The organism is Streptosporangium sp. NPDC000095 (assembly GCF_042899335.1).
In the GTDB taxonomy this organism is placed as follows: Bacteria; Actinomycetota; Actinomycetes; order Streptosporangiales; family Streptosporangiaceae; genus Streptosporangium.
Genome location: NZ_JBIAZS010000026.1, coordinates 43,793 through 61,550, shown reverse-complemented (window position 1 = coordinate 61,550; position 17,758 = coordinate 43,793). Strand labels below are relative to the sequence as shown.

Below are 17,758 nucleotides of genomic sequence, written 5' to 3'. Positions count from 1 at the left end.
TCCAGGCTATGCGAGTTACTCCTGCGGAGCCGCCACCGCTCCGTTGACGGACACCTCGTCGTTGACGCGCGTCCCGTCCGCGGCCGATGACGCGTCCCCCGAAGGGTTCTCGTCATGTCGCGCCTTGGCGGCGGCCTTCTCGGCCTTGGCCTCGGCCTTCTTCTTGTGCGGCCCGATCACCATGATCATGTTTCGACCGTCCTGCTTGGGCTGGGACTCGACGAAGCCGAGCTCCGTCACGTCCTCCGCCAGCCGCTGCAGGAGCCGGAAGCCCAGCTCGGGCCGGGACTGCTCCCGCCCGCGGAACATGATGGTGACCTTGACCTTGTCGCCGGCCTTGAGGAACCGCACCACGTGACCCTTCTTGGTCTCGTAGTCGTGCGGATCGATCTTCGGCCGAAGCTTGATCTCCTTGATGATGGTGTACGCCTGGTTACGGCGCGCCTCACGTGCCTTCATCGCGGACTCGTACTTGAACTTGCCGTAGTCCATGAGCTTGCACACTGGCGGGCGAGCCGTTGCCGCGACCTCGACCAGGTCGAGGTCGGATTCTTGAGCCAGCTTCAAGGCGTCGCCAATGGAGACGATGCCCACCTGCTCGCCGTTCGGGCCGACGAGGCGGACCTCGGGCACGCGAATGCGGTCATTGATGCGGGGCTCGGCGCTGATGGGGCCTCCTAGGTTGCGATCCGCGGCCGTCCGGGAGGAGGCCGCAACATGCTCGATCGTGCCGGGAGGTCGTAGAACGCACACCCTGTCGAGGGCGTTCGAACGCAAGATGCCCCGCACGTCACGCATGCGGGGCCACATGAACTCGAAGGCTTCACGCCGTAAGCTCTGCCGGAGGTTTAACCCCGGTTGTGATCCTGACCTGTCAGCCTTGCGGCCGACGAGGTGGGAGGATGACCTCCGCTTGCGCGTCCAGCAGGCACGCCGGACCGATCGAGTCGTTACTCTACCACAACAGCTCGCTCACACAGAATCATCCCGGCCCCGCGAGCGATCACTCCGCCGGGGCGGCACGCCTGACGATCTCGGCCTTACCCGCCTCGCGCATCGCCTCCACCGGCACGTCCGCGCGGCCGGTCATCATCTCGACCTGCCGGACCGCCTGGTGCAGGAGCATCGGGAAACCACCGACGACGATCCCGCCCCGCTCGGCCACGGCCGCGGCCAGGCGGGTGGGCCAGGGCGCGTAGACCACGTCGAAGAGAGCGGGCACGCCCGCCAGCGTCCCGGCGAAGTCGTCGGCCACCCCGGAGGGCAGGGTCGAGACGACCAGGTCGACCTCGGTCGCGGTGTCGAGCTTGTCGAGGGTCCGCACCGACAGGTCCATGCGCAGCCGCTCGGCCACCCGGATGGTCTCCCCCGCCCTGGCGGGGTCGCGGACCACGAGGATCGCCTCGTCCAGGCCCAGTTCGCGCAGGGCGGCGAGCGCGGAGGCCGCCGTCGCCCCGCCGCCCAGGACGGTCGCCGCACGTGGCGGGACCACGCCCGCCTCGGCGAGCGCCTGGACGATGCCGTACACGTCGGTGTTGTCCCCGTGCCGGACACCGTCGCGCAGGATCACGGTGTTGGCCCCGCCCACCTGGAGCGCGAGCTCGGAGACGGTGTCGAGCAGCGGCAGCACGGCCCGCTTTAGCGGCATCGTGAGCGAGAGCCCCGCCCAGTCGCCCTCCAGGCCGGCGAGGAGGGCGGGGAGTCCGGCCTCCTCGCACTCGATCGCCTCGTAGCGCCAGTCGTGCAACCCCATGCCCTCGTAGGCGGCGCGGTGCAGGTGAGGGGAGAGCGAGTGGACGATCGGCGACCCCAGGACCGCCGCCCTCAGCACCCGTTCACCTTGTTCCTCTCGTACTCGGCCTTGAGCACGAAGAAGTCGGACTCCGCCGAGGCGAACTTGGTGACGCGCTTCGCCGGGCAGGTGGTCACGAACCAGACCCAGTCGCCCTTGGTGGGGTTGAGCGCGGCCTGGATCGCCTCGTCTCCCGGGTTGGCGATCGGGCCGGGGGGCAGCCCCGCGTGCTTGTAGGTGTTGTAGGGCGATTCGCTCTCAAGATCCTTGTGGGAGGCCTCGATGTTGTACTTGTTCAGCGCGTACATCACCGTGCTGTCCATCTCCAGCTTGCGGGGCGGGTTGCCGTCGAGCCGGTTGTAGATGACGCGGGCGACCTTGCCCATGTCCTCCTTGGTGCCCGACTCGGCCTGGACGATGCTGGCGATCGTCATGATCTCGTGCGGGGTGTGCCCGAGAGCCTTCGCCTTGCCCCGCAGGTCGTCCTTGTCGGCGGTCTGGTTGAAGCGGTCGACCATCTTGGTCAGGATCTCCGAGGCCGTCATCTTGGGCGTGATCTCGTAGGTGGCCGGGAAGGCGTATCCCTCCAGCTTGCCCCTGGAGTAGGAGGGCAGGCCGAGCTCACGGGTGTTTCTCGCGGCCTGCTGGAACTCCCGCAGGGGCTTGCCCGTCTGCTTGGCGAGCTGCTCAAGGGTGTCGCTCACGCGCAGTCCCTCCTTGAGGGTCACCCTCTCCCGCAGCCGCTTGTCCGGGTCGAGGAGCTTGACGGCCTCGGCGGCCGCCATCTGCTTGCGCATGGTGTATTCGCCCGGTTGCAGGGAGGAGGTCTTGCCCGCGGCGGCGACGGCGTTGACGAATGCCTTCACGCTCTTCACCACCCCCTGCTCCTCCAGGGTCTGGGCGATGTCGGAGGCACTGTCGCCGTCCTTGATCTCCACGACGACCTCACCGGTGCCCTGACCGGCATAGTCGTCGGGGGTCATCACGTCGCGGACCCAGGTGTAGCCGTAGAAGCCGGCGGCGCCGACTCCGCCGATCAGGACGATGATCGCGAGCATGGGGGCGAGGAAGCCGCCCCGGTTGCGGCGTCGCTTCCTGCGGCGGCCCCGGCGGCCCGAGTCGCGACCGGAGGACGCGTTGGAACCTCGGCGCGACCGACCTTCGTCGTCGGAGCCGACCAGGAAGTCCATATCGAGATCGTTCATAGAGGCGCTGGCCAATCTCCCGCTAGAGACGGCCTGGCGTCAAGCGGGTGTGCCGAACCGAAGGAGAACACCCGGGAGGACGTCCCGGTGCTTCGGGAGCCGTCGTCCGATCCGCGAGTGCGGGTCGCCGCCTGGGGCGGAACGGGGGGTATTCCGCCGGGCATCAACGCTTCCCGAGGTGTTTGTTCAGCTCTTCCCGGTATCTCACAAACTCACTCTCTGTGTCAGTGAATTTCGTGATTCTATGCTCCGGATCGGTAGTGACAAACCAGAACCAATCACCTTGATCTGGCTGGAGTGCCGCGATCAATGCCTTCTCCCCGGGGTTCGCGATGGGTCCTGGTGGCAGGCCCGGTTTGAGGTAGGTGTTGTAGGGAGACCTTACCTCGGTATCCCGTTGCGAGACCTCCAGGGTTCTGCGTCCCTGCGCGTACAGCACCGTGGTGTCCATCTGGAGTGGCGTCCGGGCCCTGATCCTGTTGTAGATCACTCTAGCGATCTTCGGGTAGTCCGGATCCCGCCCGCCCTCCGCCTGGACGATGCTCGCCATTGTGACGGCTTCCAAGGGAGACAACCCTTTCTTCTTCGCCCGTTTCCTCAGTTTCAGCTGAGCGGCCATCTGTTTGTAACGTTCCACCATCGCGGTGAGCACACCCGAGGCGGTCGTGGTGGGCTCGATCTCGTAGGTGGCGGGAAACAGGAAGCCCTCGGCGCTTTCCGCGTATCGGGGCAGGCCGAGCGCCCGTTCGTCGGCCGCGGCCCTGGCCAGATCGGCCCGGCGCATGCCGGTCTGGTCGGCGAGCCGGTCGAGCAACTCCGGCAGGCGCAGCCCTTCGGACACGGTGACCGTATGAACGATCCGCGACTCCGGTGCCACCAGCATGCCGAGCGCCGACAGCGCGTCCATGCCCCTGCGGAGCCTGAAGCGCCCCGGGGGCAGGCCGGCCGTCCTGCCCTGCTCCTTCGCCACCGCGACGAACCCCCTGGCACTCGCCACCACCCCGGCGTCGGCGAGCACCAGCCCGATCTGGGCGGCGCTCGCCCCCCGGGGGATCTCGACGACGACCGCCCCCGAGCCGGGACCCTCGAAGTCGGCGGGCACGAGATAGGAGCGGATCACGACGAAGCCGGCCGTCCCCGTGGCGACGGCGAGCGCGGACGTCCCGGCCACCAGCAACCACATCGGCCGCAGGCGGTTCACCGACCGGACCCGCCGCCCGGCCTTTCGACGTCCCCTCCGCCCGGGGTGGATCCGGCGGGAACACCCGGGGGCCTGCCGGTGGCGCGCTCGGCGTCCAAGGCGGCCTGGAGCAGCACGATGGCGGCCGCCTGGTCCACCACGCCACGCTGGTTCTTCGCCTTCACACCGCTGGCCCGCAGCCCCTGCTGGGCGGTGACGGTGGTCAGCCGCTCGTCGAACAGCCGTACCGGTATCGGCGCCAGCCGCAGCGAGATCCGGTTCGCGAAGTCGCGGGCGGCCTCCGCCGCCTGCCCCTCGCGCCCGGAGAGCGACGTCGGCAGGCCGACCACCACCTCGACGACCTCGTACTCGGCCGCGATCTCCGCGAGCCGGTCGAGGTCGCCCTTACCGCGCCGGACGGTCTCCACCGGCGTGGCCAGCAACCCCGAGGGGTCGCTGCGTGCCACACCGATGCGGACCGAGCCGACGTCGACGCCCAGCCGAATGCCGTTTCTCATCGTTTCCGTCCCCACCCCGGTGCCGGACACGGCGCGAGGGCGTCGTTCGCCGTCAGGTGAGCGTCTGCGCGATCGCCTGCTCGACGGCGGCGAGCGCCTCGCCGATCGCCTCGGGGCGCACACCGCCTCCCTGCGCGACGTCGTCCTTGCCGCCACCGCCACCTCCCAGTGCCTTCGCGGCGACGCCGACCAGACGGCCCGCCTTCAGGCCGCGACCGCGTCCCCCCTCGTTCACCGCGGCCACCACGACCGGCCGGTCACCGGGGACACCGGCCACCACGACCACCGCGGCGCGATCGCCGGGGAACCGGCCGCGCACGTCAAGCGCGAGCTTACGCAGATCGTCGGGGGAGGTGCCATCGGGCGCGCGGTGTGTCACGACGGACACTCCGTGCAGATCGTGGGCGTTTTCCGCCATCTCCCCCGCACCGGCGAGCACCTGGGCCGAGCGCAGCGCGCCCAGTTCCTTCTCCGCGGAACGCAACCGGGTGACGATGCCCTCGATGCGCTCGGGCAGCTCCTCCCTGCGGGCCTTGAGCTGCTCCGACAGCTGGGCGACGAGCACGCTCTCCCTGGCCAGGAAGCGGAAGGCGTCGAGACCGACCAGGGCCTCCACCCGGCGCACGCCCGCGCCGATCGAGGCCTCGCCCAGCACCTTGACCAGGCCCAGCTGCCCGGAGCTGGCGACGTGGGTGCCGCCGCAGAGCTCGCGTGAGTATTCGCCGACCTCGACGATGCGGACGGTGTCGCCGTACTTCTCTCCGAACAGGGCGAGGGCGCCCATCGCGCGGGCCTCCGCCTGGGAGGTGTGGAAGGCGTTGACCCGCAGGTCGTTGATGAGAACGGCGTTGACCTCGTCCTCGACATCGCGCAGCACGCTGGGCGGCACCGCGCCCGCGGCGGTGAAGTCGAAGCGGAAGCGGCCGGGGGAGTTCTCCGAGCCGGCCTGCGCCGCGGTCTCGCCCAGCGCGTTGCGGAAGCCACGGTGCACCAGGTGGGTGGCGGTGTGACTGCGGGAGATCGCCCGGCGCCGCTCGACGTCGATCTCCGCCTGGGCCTGGTCTCCCACCCGGACCTCTCCGGAGCGAACCTTGCCACGGTGCACGACGACGCCGGAGACCGGGGACTGCACGTCCACGATCTCCACCTCGGCCCCACCGGTGCGGATGACGCCCTGGTCGGACAGCTGGCCGCCGCCCTCGGCGTAGAAGGGGGTGCGGTTCAGCACGACCTCGACCGCCGTGCCCGTGCCCGCCGCGGGCACGGAGACGCCGTCGACGAGGAGGCCGACGACCTCGGCCTCGGCCGTCACGTGGTCGTAGCCCAGGAACTCGACCTTGCCGGTCTTCTCCAGGAGCGTGCCGAAGATCGAGATGTCGGCGTTGCCGGTCTTCTTGGAGGCGGCGTCGGCCTTGGCGCGGTCGCGCTGCTCCTTCATCAGGCGGCGGAAGCCCTCCTCGTCGACCTGCAGCCCCTGCTCGGAGGCCATCTCCAGGGTGAGGTCGATCGGGAAGCCGTAGGTGTCGTGGAGCTGGAAGGCCTGGTCGGCCGCGAGCGTGGCCTTCCCCTTGCGCTTGGTCTCCTCGGCCGCCACGTCGAAGATCGCGGTGCCGGTGCGGAGCGTGCCCAGGAAGGACGCCTCCTCGGCGTCGATGACGCCGTGGATCTGCGGGGCGTCGGCCCTGAGCTCGGCGTACTGCTCGCCCATCACGTCGACGGTCACCGCGGTGAGCTCGTGCATGTAACGCTCCTCGCCCGCGCCGAGCAGGCGCAGGTTGCGGATGGCGCGGCGCAGGATGCGGCGCAGCACGTAGCCCCTGCCCTCGTTGGAGGGCAGCACCCCGTCGGCGACGAGCATCACGCCGGTCCTGACGTGGTCGGCGACCACTCGCAGCGACACGTCGGCACGCTCGTCGCGGCCGTAGCGCGTCTTGGTGAGGTCGGCGGCCCTGTCGAGGATCTTGTACGTGGTGTCGATCTCGTAGATGTTGTCGACGCCCTGCAGGATCGCCGCCATGCGCTCCAGGCCCATGCCCGTGTCGACGCTCTTGGCGGGCAGCTCACCGGCGATGTCGAAGTCGATCTTGCTTCGGACCGCGCTGAGCTGGTACTGCATGAAGACGTTGTTCCACACCTCCAGATAGCGGTTCTCGTCGGCGACCGGACCGCCCTCGCGCCCGTACTCGGGACCGCGGTCGTAGTAGATCTCGCTGCACGGGCCGCCGGGTCCTGGCACGCCCATGTGCCAGTAGTTGTCGGCGAGGTCGCGGCGCTGGATGCGCTCCTGCGGCACCCCCACCTTGCGCCAGATCTCGGCGGCCTCGTCGTCGTCGAGGTAGACGGTGGCCCAGAGGCGGTCCTCGGGGAAGCCGAACCCGCCCTCGGACTCGGGCCTGGTCAGCAACTCCCAGGCGAACGGGATCGCCTGCTCCTTGAAGTAGTCGCCGAAGGAGAAGTTGCCGAGCATCTGGAAGAAACTGGCGTGCCTGGTCGTCTTGCCGACCTCGTCGATGTCGAGGGTCCGCACGACCTTCTGCGCGCTGGCGGCCCGCTTGTAGGGCGGCTTCTGCTGGCCCAGGAAGTAGGGCTTGAAGGGCACCATGCCCGCGTTGACCAGAAGCAGTGTCGGGTCCTCGGCGATGAGGCTGGCCGAGGGCACGACGGTGTGCCCACGCTCCTCGAAGAAGCGCAGGAAGCGGCGGGCGATCTCTGCCGACTCCATGTCAGCGGCCATCCTTTACGTTGGAGTGATAGGAGTTTTCCACGCTGTCGAGCCCGAACCGGGAACGCAACTCGATTTCCCGCTCGGCCGCGCCTCGCAGGGCCTCCCCCGCGAGGTCACGTGCCTGCCCCAGGGCGCCGGTGGCGTTGTGCACGGCCCGCCGGGCCAGGTGGTTCGGGTGCAGTGCCTGAAGCTTACGCATGGCCCACACCGCGCCGAACGCGCCCAGCCCCATGTAGAACAACCTGCGGATCATCGCGGGCGCCTCTCCAGCGCCGGCGCGGCGAGCCTGGCGCGTCTGCGGGCGCCCACTGCCCTGCGGACACCGTGGGTGAGGGCCGCGACCTTGATCATCGGCCCGGTGACCAGGTTCTGGGTGACGTCGCTGACCTTGGCCACGTGCCCGCTGACCTGCTTGACGTCCTTGGTGATGGCCTCGATCGCGACCAGCTGCCGGTTGGTCTCGCCGACCGCGGCCGAGACGTCCTCCAGCAGCGGCACGACGCGGTCGCCCAGCTGGGAGACCATCTTGGTGGTCTCGGTGAGCAGCCGGGCCAGCCTGACCATGACGACGGCCATGAAGGACACCAGGATCGCCCAGGCCATCGCGGCGATCAGCCCCGCGACCTCTCCTGCGGTAAGCATGTGCGGACCCGCTCCCCTCACTGGTTCATAGGTGACCCCGGCCATGGTCGGGCGGATTGGCGAAACCCTATCGTGCCCGACATCGCTCATCCCCGCTCACCGCGCGCTCCGGAGGTGACCCTCGCGGGAGGCTACTCCCCACGAAGGAAGGCGCGAATCCTGGCCCAGCGGTCGGCGAGGCCCGCCTCGGCACCGTGACGGGTGGGCTGGTAGTAGCGCCGGTCCCTGAGCTCCTCGGGGGCGTACTCCTGGCGTACCAGTCCGTGCTCGAACTCGTGGGGGTATCTGTAGCCCCTGCCGTGGCCGAGCTGCTTGGCCCCCGCGTAGTGGGAGTCGCGCAGATGGTTGGGTACGTGGCCGATGTCGCCGCGCCGTACGTCCTCGGAGGCCGCGCCGATGGCGTTGATCACCGCGTTGGACTTGGGGGCCAGCGCGCAGTGGATGACGGCCTGGGCCAGGTTGAGGCGTCCCTCGGGCAGGCCGACGAACTCCACCGCCTGAGCGGCGGCCACCGCGATCTGCAGGCAGGTGGGGTCGGCCATGCCGACGTCCTCCGAGGCGAAGACGACGATCCTGCGGGCGATGAACCGGGGGTCCTCCCCCGCCTCGATCATCCGGGCGAGGTAGTGCAGCGCGGCGTCGGCGTCGGAGCCCCGCATGCTCTTGATGAAACCGCTGATCACGTCGTAGTGCTGGTCGCCCTGCCGGTCGTAGCGCACGGCGGCCTTGTCCACCGCCCGCTCCACCACCTCGACGGTGATCTCGCCGTCGGCGATCAGCGCGGCGGCCTCCAGGTAGGTGAGCGACCTGCGGGCGTCGCCGCCGGCGAGCCGCACCAGGTGCTCGGCGGCCTCGGGTGCGAGGCTCGCCCTCGCGTCCAGGCCGCGCGGGTCGGTGACCGCGCGCTCCAGCACCACCCGGATGTCGTCCTCCGACAGTGACTCCAGGGTGAGCAGCAGCGAGCGCGACAGCAGGGGCGAGATGACGGAGAAGAAGGGGTTCTCAGTGGTGGCGCCGATGAAGGTGACCCAGCGGTTCTCCACGGCTGGCAGCAGGGCGTCCTGCTGCGCCTTGTTGAAGCGGTGCACCTCGTCGACGAACAGGACGGTCTGGCGGCCGGACATGCCCAGCTCGCGCCGGGCCTGCTCGATGGCCGCGCGGACCTCCTTGACACCGGCCGAGACCGCGGAGACCTCCACGAAGCGGCGCTTGGTGACACCCGCCACCACGTAGGCGAGGGTGGTCTTGCCGGTCCCCGGGGGGCCCCAGAGGAACAGCGACATGGGCGCCTCGGCCTCGACGAGGCGGCGCAGCGGCGTGCCGGGACCCAGCAGGTGCCGCTGGCCGATCACCTCGTCCAGGCTCCGGGGGCGCATTCGCACCGCCAGGGGCTCCTGGCCGCGATGGGCCTCCTCCGCCGCCGAGTCGAACAGGCTGTCCACGTCTGAGACAGTACCGCCGCCCGGCGGGGCCTCAGCCCGCGCGGACGGTGGTGCGCCGGACTCCCCGGCGTCATGCGACATCACGGCCCCGGCCGGCTCAGCTCCAGACCGCGACGGCCCCGCTGTGCCCGCTCCGTACCACGTAGTAGATCGTCACGACGGCCAGGACAACGGTGAGCGCCGAGAGCGCCAATTCGGCCGTGCGTCCGAACCTGTCACGGCGCGTGACGTGGACGAGAGCGGCCGAGGCCACCCCGAGGGCGAGGGAGACGAGCAGCAGCGGGACGCTGAGGTTCGCGTGTTCGGTGATGAGCTCGGCGAGCCGTCCCCCCGCGGAGGCGAAGCGGCCCTCCTCCAGCGCCTCCCCGCTCTCCCGCGCCACGAAGACGCTCACCGGCACGACCGGGGCGAGTCCGACCACCGCCCAGGTGAGCACGGGTCGCGTGCGGGGCGCCAGGGCGTACACGGTGGCGAGCACCGCGAGGAGCGGTGTCAAGACCACTGCCGCGTGAACGACCAGGGGGTGAAGAGGCAGGCCGAGGATCTCGTCGAACATGGGGGCGCTCCGGTGGTGCGTGGTTCATCATCTGCAAGTACGGATCCCACCATGAGCGGGTTATGGAGAGCGTGAAGAGGTCTCCCCTTTCTCTCCGTCCCCCTCTGATGAATTCCGCCACTTACGTCCAGCACATCTTGGGGCCGGTACTCTTTTCGCCAGCCCATAACCATGGATCAGCAATCTTGGAGGACATAGCGGTGAGCGCCGAGGACCGCCAGAGCCGGCTGGCTCGGGAACACAAAGAGCGGCAGGCGAAGCGTGCTGCGCAGGCGACCACGTCGTCGAAGCGCAACGCCGTCATCGGAGCGGTCGCCGCGGTGGTCGTCGTCGCGGGGGGATTGTTCGCCGGGGTGACCCTTCTGGGGGGCGACGGTGACGACCCGAAGGTCAACAACGCCGCCGCCACCGGTTCGCCGTCTCCTTCGGAGACACCCACCGCGACGCCCGAGCCGACCCCCACGGCCGCTCCGGCCAACACGAGGTGTACCTACCGCAAGGACACCAGCGGCAGCCCGGTGAAGAACGTGGGTATGCCACCGGCCAGGCCGAACCTGAAGCTGAAGACCATGACGATCGCCACCAACCACGGCAATGTCGTGATCGACCTGGCGACCCAGCAGGCCCCCTGCACGGTCAACTCCTTCGCCTTCCTGGCCAAGAAGCGCTTCTTCAACAACACCAAGTGCCACCGTCTGGCCACCCCGGAGAACTCCGGCGTGAGCCTGCTGCAGTGCGGCGACCCGCAGGCCAAGGCCGACGGGAAGAACCCCACCGACGGCCAGGGCAGCTCGGGATACGTCTACGACAGCGAGAACCTCGACGGCGAGGTCTCCTACGCCAGGGGCACGGTCGCGGTGGCCCAGGCGATGGACGCGATCAACGAGAACGGCAGCCAGTTCTGGATCTCGCTGGGGGACGACACCGAGCAGGTGGAGAAGGCCTACACGCCCTTCGGCGTGGTCTCCCAGGGCATGGAGATCCTCGACGAGATCGCCAAGGGCGGGTGGATCACCAACCCCGACGACATCACCGGTGACGGCGGTTCCAACGCCCCCAAGATCCCGGTGATCATCAAGAGCGTACGGCTCTCCTGACCGGACTCGTGGCGCCTCGCCGCCACAGGACGCCCCGGCGGTCGGACGACCGCCGGGGCGTCCTCGCGTCCCGGCGGTCGTAGCCCCGGCCCCGTCGTCTCCGCTCGCGAGCACGGGCGGCACGCGGCCCACACAGGCCTCAGCGCGACCGCACGCGGACCGCGCCTCCTCCCCCACCCCTAAACGCCATCGGCCGCCCAGGGTGCCTGTGAGGGACGCACAGGGCGGTCTCCTCGACGATCGCCGGTCCGGGAATCGAGGAGAGGAGATCCCCTCTCACATCACCGCTTTCGCCGGGTACCGACACCCCGGCCCTGCCCAGCTGTGCGCGCCACGACAGCGCACGACAGCCGGCAGCGCCATGACAGCGCCATGACAAAGGCCCCCGGAACACCGTCCGGGGGCCTCGTCACATCCGGATCAGGCGCCGGTCTTGGGCCTGCCGTCGACACCCGCCTCCTTGCGCTGCTCCACCGTGATCGGGGTGGGCGCGCCGGTCAGCGGGTCGAACCCGGAGGCCGTCTTCGGGAAGGCGATGACGTCGCGGATGGAGTCGGTGCCCGCCAGAAGCATGCAGATCCGGTCCCAGCCGTAGGCGATGCCGCCGTGCGGCGGCGGGCCGTACTTGAACGCCTCCAGCAGGAAGCCGAACTTGCTCTCCGCGTCCTCCTTGGAGATGCCCAGCACGTCGAAGACGCGCTGCTGCATCTCGGCCCGGTGGATACGGATCGAGCCGCCGCCGATCTCCATCCCGTTGCAGACCATGTCGTAGGCGTAGGCCAGGGCCTCGCCGGGGTGGTCCTGGAAGGTGTCGGCCCACTCGGGCTTGGGACCGGTGAAGGGGTGGTGGACCGCGGTCCAGCCGCCCTCGCCGTCCTCCTCGAACATGGGGGCGTCGACGATCCACAGGAAGTTCCAGGCCGACTCGTCGATCAGGCCGCAGCGACGGCCGATCTCCAGGCGGGCCGCGCCGAGCAGGTCGCGGGAGGCGGAGGCCGCGCCGGCCGCGAAGAAGATCGCGTCACCGTGCTTCGCGCCGACCTTCGCGGCCAGGCCGGACGCCTCGGTCTCCGACAGGTTCTTGGCGACCGGCCCGCCGAGCGCGCCGTCCTCGCCCACCAGCACGTAGGCCAGGCCCCTGGCTCCGCGTGACTTGGCCCACTCCTGCCAGGCGTCCAGCTCCTTGCGGGTCTGCGAGGCACCGCCGGGCATGACCACGGCGCCCACGTACGGCGCCTGGAACACGCGAAAGGTGGTGTCCGCGAAGAAGTCCGTCATCTCGACGAGCTCCTGGCCGAAGCGCAGGTCCGGCTTGTCGGAGCCGTAGCGCGCCATCGCCTCCCGGTAGGTCATCCGGGGCAGGGGGGTCGGCAGGTCGTAGCCGACCGTCTCCTTCCAGATGCGGCCGATGAGCCGCTCGCCCAGGGCGATCACGTCGTCCTGGTCCACGAAGGACATCTCGACGTCGATCTGGGTGAACTCCGGCTGCCGGTCGGCGCGCAGGTCCTCGTCGCGGTAGCACTTGGCGAGCTGGTAGTAGCGCTCGAGCCCGGCGACCTGCAGAAGCTGCTTGAACAGCTGGGGCGACTGGGGCAGGGCGTACCAGCTGCCCGGCTGGAGCCGGACCGGGACCAGGAAGTCGCGGGCGCCCTCCGGGGTCGAGCGGGTCAGCGTCGGGGTCTCGACGTAGGTGAACCCCTGCTCGTTCATCACCTCGTGGGCCAGGTAGGTGGCCCGGGAGCGGACGCGCATGGCGTGCGCGACCTGCTGGCGGCGGATGTCGAGGTAGCGGTACTTCAGCCGCGCCTCCTCCGAGATGCCCGTGGTGCCCTCGATGGGGAACGGCAGCGGCGCGGACTCACTGAGCACCTCGACCTCGGAGGCGACGACCTCGATCGCGCCGGTCGGCAGCTCGGGGTTCTCGTTGCCCTCGGGGCGGACCCGCACCTCTCCGACGACCTTGACGCAGTATTCGGCGCGCAGCCCGTGGGCGTCGTCCTCCTCGCGGAAGACCACCTGGGCCGAACCCGAGGCGTCACGCAGGTCGATGAAGACCACGCCGCCGTGGTCGCGGCGTCGCGCCACCCACCCGGCGAGCGTCACCCGCTGCCCGGCGTGCTCCTCGCGCAGTGACCCCGCTTCGTGCGTGCGGATCATTTGTCCAGTCTCTCCTTCAACATCGTGACGATCTCAGCGAGCGGTACGGCGGTCTGGTCTCCGCTGGCCAGGTCCTTGACCTGCGCGGTCCCCTCGGCGATGTCCCGATCGCCGAGGATCACCGCGTAGCCGGCCCCCGAGCGGTCGGCGCCCTTCATCGCGCCCTTGACGCCCTTGCCGCCGAACGACATGTCGGCGGCCAGGCCCGCCCGGCGCAGCTCGGTGACGAGCAGGAACATCCGGCGGCGCGCCTCGGTGCCCAGCGGCACACCGTACACCCGCACGCGTGCCTCGGCGCTCTCGTCCCCGAACAGGCCCTCGGCCTCCATCGCCATCACCGTGCGGTCGACGCCCAGCGCCCAGCCGACGCTGGGCAGCGCGGGTCCGCCGAGCATCTCGCTCAGCCCGTCGTAGCGGCCCCCGCCCCCGACCGCGGACTGCGAGCCGAGCCCGTCGTGGACGAACTCGAACGTGGTGCGCGTGTAGTAGTCGAGGCCGCGGACCAGCCGGGGGTCGTCGGTGTAGGCAACGCCCGAGGCGGTCAGCAGCGAGCGGACCTCCTCGTGGTACGCCTTGCACGCCTCGCACAGGTGGTCGACGACCAGCGGCGCCCCGGCCAGCCGGGCCTGCACCTCGGGGCGCTTGTCGTCGAGCACGCGCAACGGATTGATCTCGATCCGCTGCCGGGTGGGCTCGTCGAGGTCGAGGCCACGCAGGAAGTCCTGGAGCGCGGCCCGGTACACGGGACGGCACTCCTTGTCGCCCAGCGTGTTGATCAGCAGCCGGACCCCGGTGAGTCCCAGGGCGGCGTAGCCGTCGACGGCCAGCAGGATCAGCTCGGCGTCGAGCGCCGGATCCTCCGAGCCCAGCGCCTCGGCGCCGACCTGCCAGAAGTGGCGGTAGCGGCCCTTCTGCGCCCGCTCGTAGCGGAACTGGCTGCCCGAGTACCAGAGCTTCACCGGAAGCTGCCCGTTGTGCAGGCCGTGCTGGAGGACCGCCCGCACCACCGACGCGGTGCCCTCGGGGCGCAGCGTGATGGAGCGCCCGCCCTTGTCCTCGAAGGTGTACATCTCCTTGGAGACGATGTCGGTCGACTCGCCGACACCGCGGACGAACAGCGCGGTGTCCTCGAAGACCGGGGTCTCGATGTAGCCGTAACCCGCCCGGCGGGCGGGCTCGGTGAGCGCCTCGCGCACGGCGAGCGCCCGCTCGGAGCGCGGCGGAAGCCAGTCGAAGGTGCCCTTGGGCGCCTGCAAAGTCATTGTCTAAAGTCCCCTGCCGGGGCCGCGGTCGTGCCCGGAGGACGCGGAGTCCGCGCCCGCGGCCGCCCTCGCCTCCGCGAGATACGGGTTGGTGGCACGCTCGTGACCGATCGTGGTCTGTGGTCCGTGGCCGGGCAGGACCACCGTGTCCTCCGGCAGCGGCAGGCACTTGGTCGCCAGGCTGCGCAGGATGGTGGGGTAGTCGCCGCCCGGGAGATCTGTGCGGCCGATGGAGCCGGCGAACAGCAGGTCGCCCGAGAACAGCACGTCCGGGATCTCCTCGGTGCTGGGCAGCCTGAACGTCACCGACCCCCTGGTATGGCCGGGAGTGTGGTCGACGGTGAGCTCCAGGCCGGCGAGCCGCAGCACCTCGCCGTCGGCGAGCTCGCGCACGTCGTCGGGCTCGGTGAAGGTGAGCCCCCCGAACAGCTGCTGCTTCGTCGAGAGCGACAACCCCTTGCCGGGGTCGGAGAGCAGCTCGCGGTCCTCCGGGTGGATCCACGCGGGAACGTCACGCGCGCCGCAGACCGGGGCGACCGACCACATGTGGTCGATGTGACCGTGGGTGACCAGCACCGCGACCGGCTTGAGCCTGTGCTCGCGCAGCAGGTCGTCGAGGGCGCCGACGGCGTTCTGACCGGGATCGACGACCACGCACTCCTCGCCCGCGGCGGGAGCGACGACGTAACAGTTGGTCTGGAAGGACCCTGCGGGAAAGCCGGCGATGAGCATCTGCCTCAGCTGATCTCGTCAAGAATGCGGATGGGAATGTAACCGAAGGGTACCGGTGCGGGTCGGCGGGCTGCGAACCATTACCCATTGGCCGATACGATTCGCCCACCTCATTAAGTACTACTCGGCACTCGGGAGGGCGAAGCGGTGAGCGGCAAGGAGCGCCAGAAGCAGTTGGCGCGCGAGCACTACGAGCGGCAGACGCAGCGACGCGTCGAACGCGAGGCCAGAGCCAAGCGCAACGCGATCATCGGCAGCACCGTGGCCGGTGTGGTCGTAGTGGCGGGCGTGATCGCCGCGACGACCCTGTTCGGGGGCTCCGACACGACGGCCGCGACCACCGACCCGGCCCCGTCGGACAACGCCTCGCCGGCCGCGTCGGAGGCCGCGGGAGCGCAGCCGAAGGCCTTCGACCCGGCCAGCGGCACCTGCGGCTACGTCGCGGACGCCGGCGGCGGTCCGGCCAAGGACGTGGGCCTGCCCCCGGAGAAGGTCGACCTGACGCCCAAGACGATGACCCTCAAGACCAGCCAGGGCGACATCGTCATCGAGGTGTCGGCGGAAAAGACGCCGTGCACGGTCAACTCCTTCGCCTTCCTCGCGAAGAAGAAGTATTTCGAAGGTTCCAAGTGCCACCGGCTGGGTTCCGACCAGTTCCCGATGCTGCAGTGCGGCGACCCGCTGGCCAAGGCCGACGGCAAGAGCCAGACCGACGGCCAGGGTGGTCCCGGTTACCGTTTCGTGAACGAGAACCTGGAGGGCGCGAAGTACACGCGCGGCGTCGTGGCCATGGCCAACAGCGGTCCCGACACCAACGGCAGCCAGTTCTTCATCGTGTTCGGTGACGCCCCGCTGAGCCCGGACTACACACCGTTCGGTACGGTCACCAAGGGTCTGGAGATTCTGGACAAGGTGAACAAGGCGGGTGTCATCACCCCGGGCCCCGACGGTACGGGGGCGCCGAAGGAAACCGTGGAAATCAAAGACGTGACAATGTCCAGCTAGAGCTGACGTAATACATACAAGGGGCGGTAAGTCCCGAAAGGCTGATGAAAGTGCGGGAGGACACGGTGAGCACCGACCCGTGGGGCCGGGTAGACGACGACGGCACCGTCTACGTACGTACGGCTGAGGGAGAGCGGGCCGTCGGGTCCTGGAAGGCCGGCGAACCGGAAGAGGCGCTTGCCTACTTCCATCGCAAGTTCGACGAGCTGGCCGGGCAGGTCGCCCTGCTGGAACAGCGGGTTCGTGGCACCGACCTGCCACCCGCCCAGGCCGAGGCGACGATCGTCAAGCTCCGAGAGGCGATCACCGACGCGCACGCGGTCGGCGACCTCGACGCGCTGCTGAACCGCCTCGGCGTCCTCACGGAGCTGGTCGCCCAGCGCCGTGAGGAGGTGAAGGCGGCTCGCGACGTGGCCAGGGCCGAGGCCAAGGGCGTCAAGGAACGGATCGTCGCCGAGGCCGAGCGCATCGCCGAGGACACGACCCACTGGAAGACCGGTGGTGAGCGGCTGCGCCAGCTGATCGAGGAGTGGAAGGCCGCCGAACGCATCGACCGGGTGACCGAGGCGGCGTTGTGGAAGCGCCTGTCGGCGGCCCGTACGGCCTTCGCCAAGCGGCGCAAGGCCTACTTCGCGGGGCTGGACGAGCAGCGCGAGGGCGTGCGTTCCACCAAGGAGCGCATCGTGGCCGAGGCCGAGACACTGGCCTCGTCCACCGACTGGGGCGCCACCGCGTCGGCCTACCGGGAGCTGATGCAGGAGTGGAAGAGCGCGGGCAGGGCCTCCCGCGAGGTCGAGGACGAGCTCTGGGGCCGCTTCAAGGGTGCCCAGGACCAGTTCTTCCAGGCGCGTTCGGCCGTCTTCGCCGAGCGCGACGCCTCGCTGGCGGCCAACGCCGAGATCAAGGAGCAGCTCCTGGTCGAGGCGGAGAAGATCCTTCCGGTCACCGACGCCCGCGCCGCCCGGGGCGCCCTGCGCAACCTCCTGGAGCGCTGGGAGGCCGCGGGCCCGGTTCCGCGCGAGCAGCGTGACCGCCTGGAGGGTGGCCTGCGCAAGATCGACGAGGCGGTCCGCAAGGCCGAGGAGACGGAGTGGAAGCGCTCCAACCCCGAGGCCAGGGCTCGTGCCCAGAACACGGTCGACCAGCTGCGCAAGTCGATCGCGCAGCTGGAGAGCCGTCTGGTCAAGGCGAGGGACGCGGGTAAGGACAAGGACGTCAAGGACGCCGAGGAGGCCCTGACCGCCCGCCGTTCCTGGCTGACGGAGGCGGAGCGCACGCTCGCCGAGTTCTCCTGACGCCCGGCGCCCTCACCGGCTGACGCGTCCCACGGGGCCGCGAGGAGCCTCCCACCGGGGAGGCTCCTCGCGGCCCCGTCGCCTGTGGTGGGCGGGGGCACGCCGGGTCGGCCGCAGGGCGGGCGAGACGGTTTCGAGGGAACGGAGGCG

Annotated in this window: 16 protein-coding genes; 3 read left to right on the top strand and 13 right to left on the bottom strand. The window is 69.9% G+C overall.

Annotated features, from left to right (window positions below):
• Positions 1-15 precede the first annotated feature (15 nt).
• From infC to ACFY3V_RS37000, 10 genes are all read right to left on the bottom strand, one after another.
• Complete coding sequence (gene infC / locus ACFY3V_RS37045; RefSeq protein WP_350949193.1) at positions 16-669, bottom strand: translation initiation factor IF-3; 654 nt, start codon at positions 667-669, stop codon at positions 16-18.
• A gap of 334 nt (positions 670-1,003) precedes the next feature.
• Positions 1,004-1,828 carry a shikimate dehydrogenase gene (locus ACFY3V_RS37040; RefSeq protein WP_389779942.1) on the bottom strand — a complete coding sequence of 275 codons (825 nt, stop codon included), beginning with the start codon at positions 1,826-1,828 and terminating at the stop codon, positions 1,004-1,006.
• On the bottom strand, positions 1,825-2,997 hold the full coding sequence (gene mltG / locus ACFY3V_RS37035) for an endolytic transglycosylase MltG (protein ID WP_389779929.1): 1,173 nt from the start codon (positions 2,995-2,997) through the stop codon (positions 1,825-1,827). The genes ACFY3V_RS37040 and mltG (ACFY3V_RS37035) overlap by 4 nt, the downstream gene beginning before the upstream one ends.
• A 163-nt stretch (positions 2,998-3,160) precedes the next feature.
• On the bottom strand, positions 3,161-4,198 hold the full coding sequence (mltG, locus tag ACFY3V_RS37030; RefSeq protein WP_362905626.1) for an endolytic transglycosylase MltG: 1,038 nt from the start codon (positions 4,196-4,198) through the stop codon (positions 3,161-3,163).
• Positions 4,195-4,695 (bottom strand): Holliday junction resolvase RuvX, encoded by a 501-nt coding sequence (gene ruvX, locus ACFY3V_RS37025; RefSeq protein WP_362905628.1) that lies wholly within the window; start codon positions 4,693-4,695, stop codon positions 4,195-4,197. Before ruvX ends, mltG (ACFY3V_RS37030) begins: the two co-directional genes overlap by 4 nt.
• Before the next feature lie 52 nt (positions 4,696-4,747).
• Positions 4,748-7,417 carry an alanine--tRNA ligase gene (alaS, locus tag ACFY3V_RS37020; protein ID WP_389779926.1) on the bottom strand — a complete coding sequence of 890 codons (2,670 nt, stop codon included), beginning with the start codon at positions 7,415-7,417 and terminating at the stop codon, positions 4,748-4,750.
• A gap of 1 nt (position 7,418) precedes the next feature.
• The gene (locus ACFY3V_RS37015; RefSeq protein ID WP_350949170.1) at positions 7,419-7,673 is read right to left on the bottom strand and encodes a hypothetical protein; all 255 of its coding nucleotides are present in this window, start codon (positions 7,671-7,673) and stop codon (positions 7,419-7,421) included.
• A complete protein-coding gene (locus tag ACFY3V_RS37010; protein ID WP_362905633.1) occupies positions 7,670-8,062 on the bottom strand; it encodes a DUF948 domain-containing protein in 393 nt (130 codons plus the stop codon). The genes ACFY3V_RS37015 and ACFY3V_RS37010 overlap by 4 nt, the downstream gene beginning before the upstream one ends.
• A 131-nt stretch (positions 8,063-8,193) precedes the next feature.
• Positions 8,194-9,504, bottom strand: a complete 1,311-nt coding sequence (locus ACFY3V_RS37005; protein ID WP_362905635.1) for a replication-associated recombination protein A — start codon at positions 9,502-9,504, stop codon at positions 8,194-8,196.
• Between the two features lie 97 nt (positions 9,505-9,601).
• Positions 9,602-10,060, bottom strand: a complete 459-nt coding sequence (locus ACFY3V_RS37000; RefSeq protein ID WP_350949167.1) for a DUF2231 domain-containing protein — start codon at positions 10,058-10,060, stop codon at positions 9,602-9,604.
• A 200-nt stretch (positions 10,061-10,260) separates the two neighbouring features.
• On the opposite strand from ACFY3V_RS37000, the gene ACFY3V_RS36995 reads away from it, so the two are divergent.
• Positions 10,261-11,157, top strand: coding sequence for a peptidylprolyl isomerase (locus ACFY3V_RS36995; RefSeq protein ID WP_389779923.1), 897 nt, complete (start codon positions 10,261-10,263; stop codon positions 11,155-11,157).
• A 420-nt stretch (positions 11,158-11,577) separates the two neighbouring features.
• Here the strand turns inward: ACFY3V_RS36995 and aspS are convergent, their stop codons facing one another.
• The 3 genes from aspS to ACFY3V_RS36980 are packed head-to-tail and all read right to left on the bottom strand — an operon-like array spanning position 11,578 to position 15,308.
• Positions 11,578-13,314: an aspartate--tRNA ligase gene (gene aspS, locus ACFY3V_RS36990; RefSeq protein WP_362905640.1), complete on the bottom strand. Its 1,737-nt coding sequence runs from the start codon at positions 13,312-13,314 to the stop codon at positions 11,578-11,580.
• Entirely contained in the window at positions 13,311-14,576 is a 1,266-nt protein-coding gene (gene hisS / locus ACFY3V_RS36985; RefSeq protein WP_362905642.1) for a histidine--tRNA ligase, read from the bottom strand. The genes aspS and hisS overlap by 4 nt, the downstream gene beginning before the upstream one ends.
• A gap of 3 nt (positions 14,577-14,579) precedes the next feature.
• Entirely contained in the window at positions 14,580-15,308 is a 729-nt protein-coding gene (locus ACFY3V_RS36980; protein WP_362905644.1) for an MBL fold metallo-hydrolase, read from the bottom strand.
• Positions 15,309-15,455: 147 nt separating this feature from the next.
• On the opposite strand from ACFY3V_RS36980, the gene ACFY3V_RS36975 reads away from it, so the two are divergent.
• Both ACFY3V_RS36975 and ACFY3V_RS36970 read left to right on the top strand, forming a co-directional pair.
• Positions 15,456-16,313: a peptidylprolyl isomerase gene (locus ACFY3V_RS36975; protein WP_362905646.1), complete on the top strand. Its 858-nt coding sequence runs from the start codon at positions 15,456-15,458 to the stop codon at positions 16,311-16,313.
• A gap of 65 nt (positions 16,314-16,378) precedes the next feature.
• Positions 16,379-17,608 carry a DUF349 domain-containing protein gene (locus ACFY3V_RS36970; RefSeq protein ID WP_362905648.1) on the top strand — a complete coding sequence of 410 codons (1,230 nt, stop codon included), beginning with the start codon at positions 16,379-16,381 and terminating at the stop codon, positions 17,606-17,608.
• Positions 17,609-17,758 lie beyond the last annotated feature (150 nt).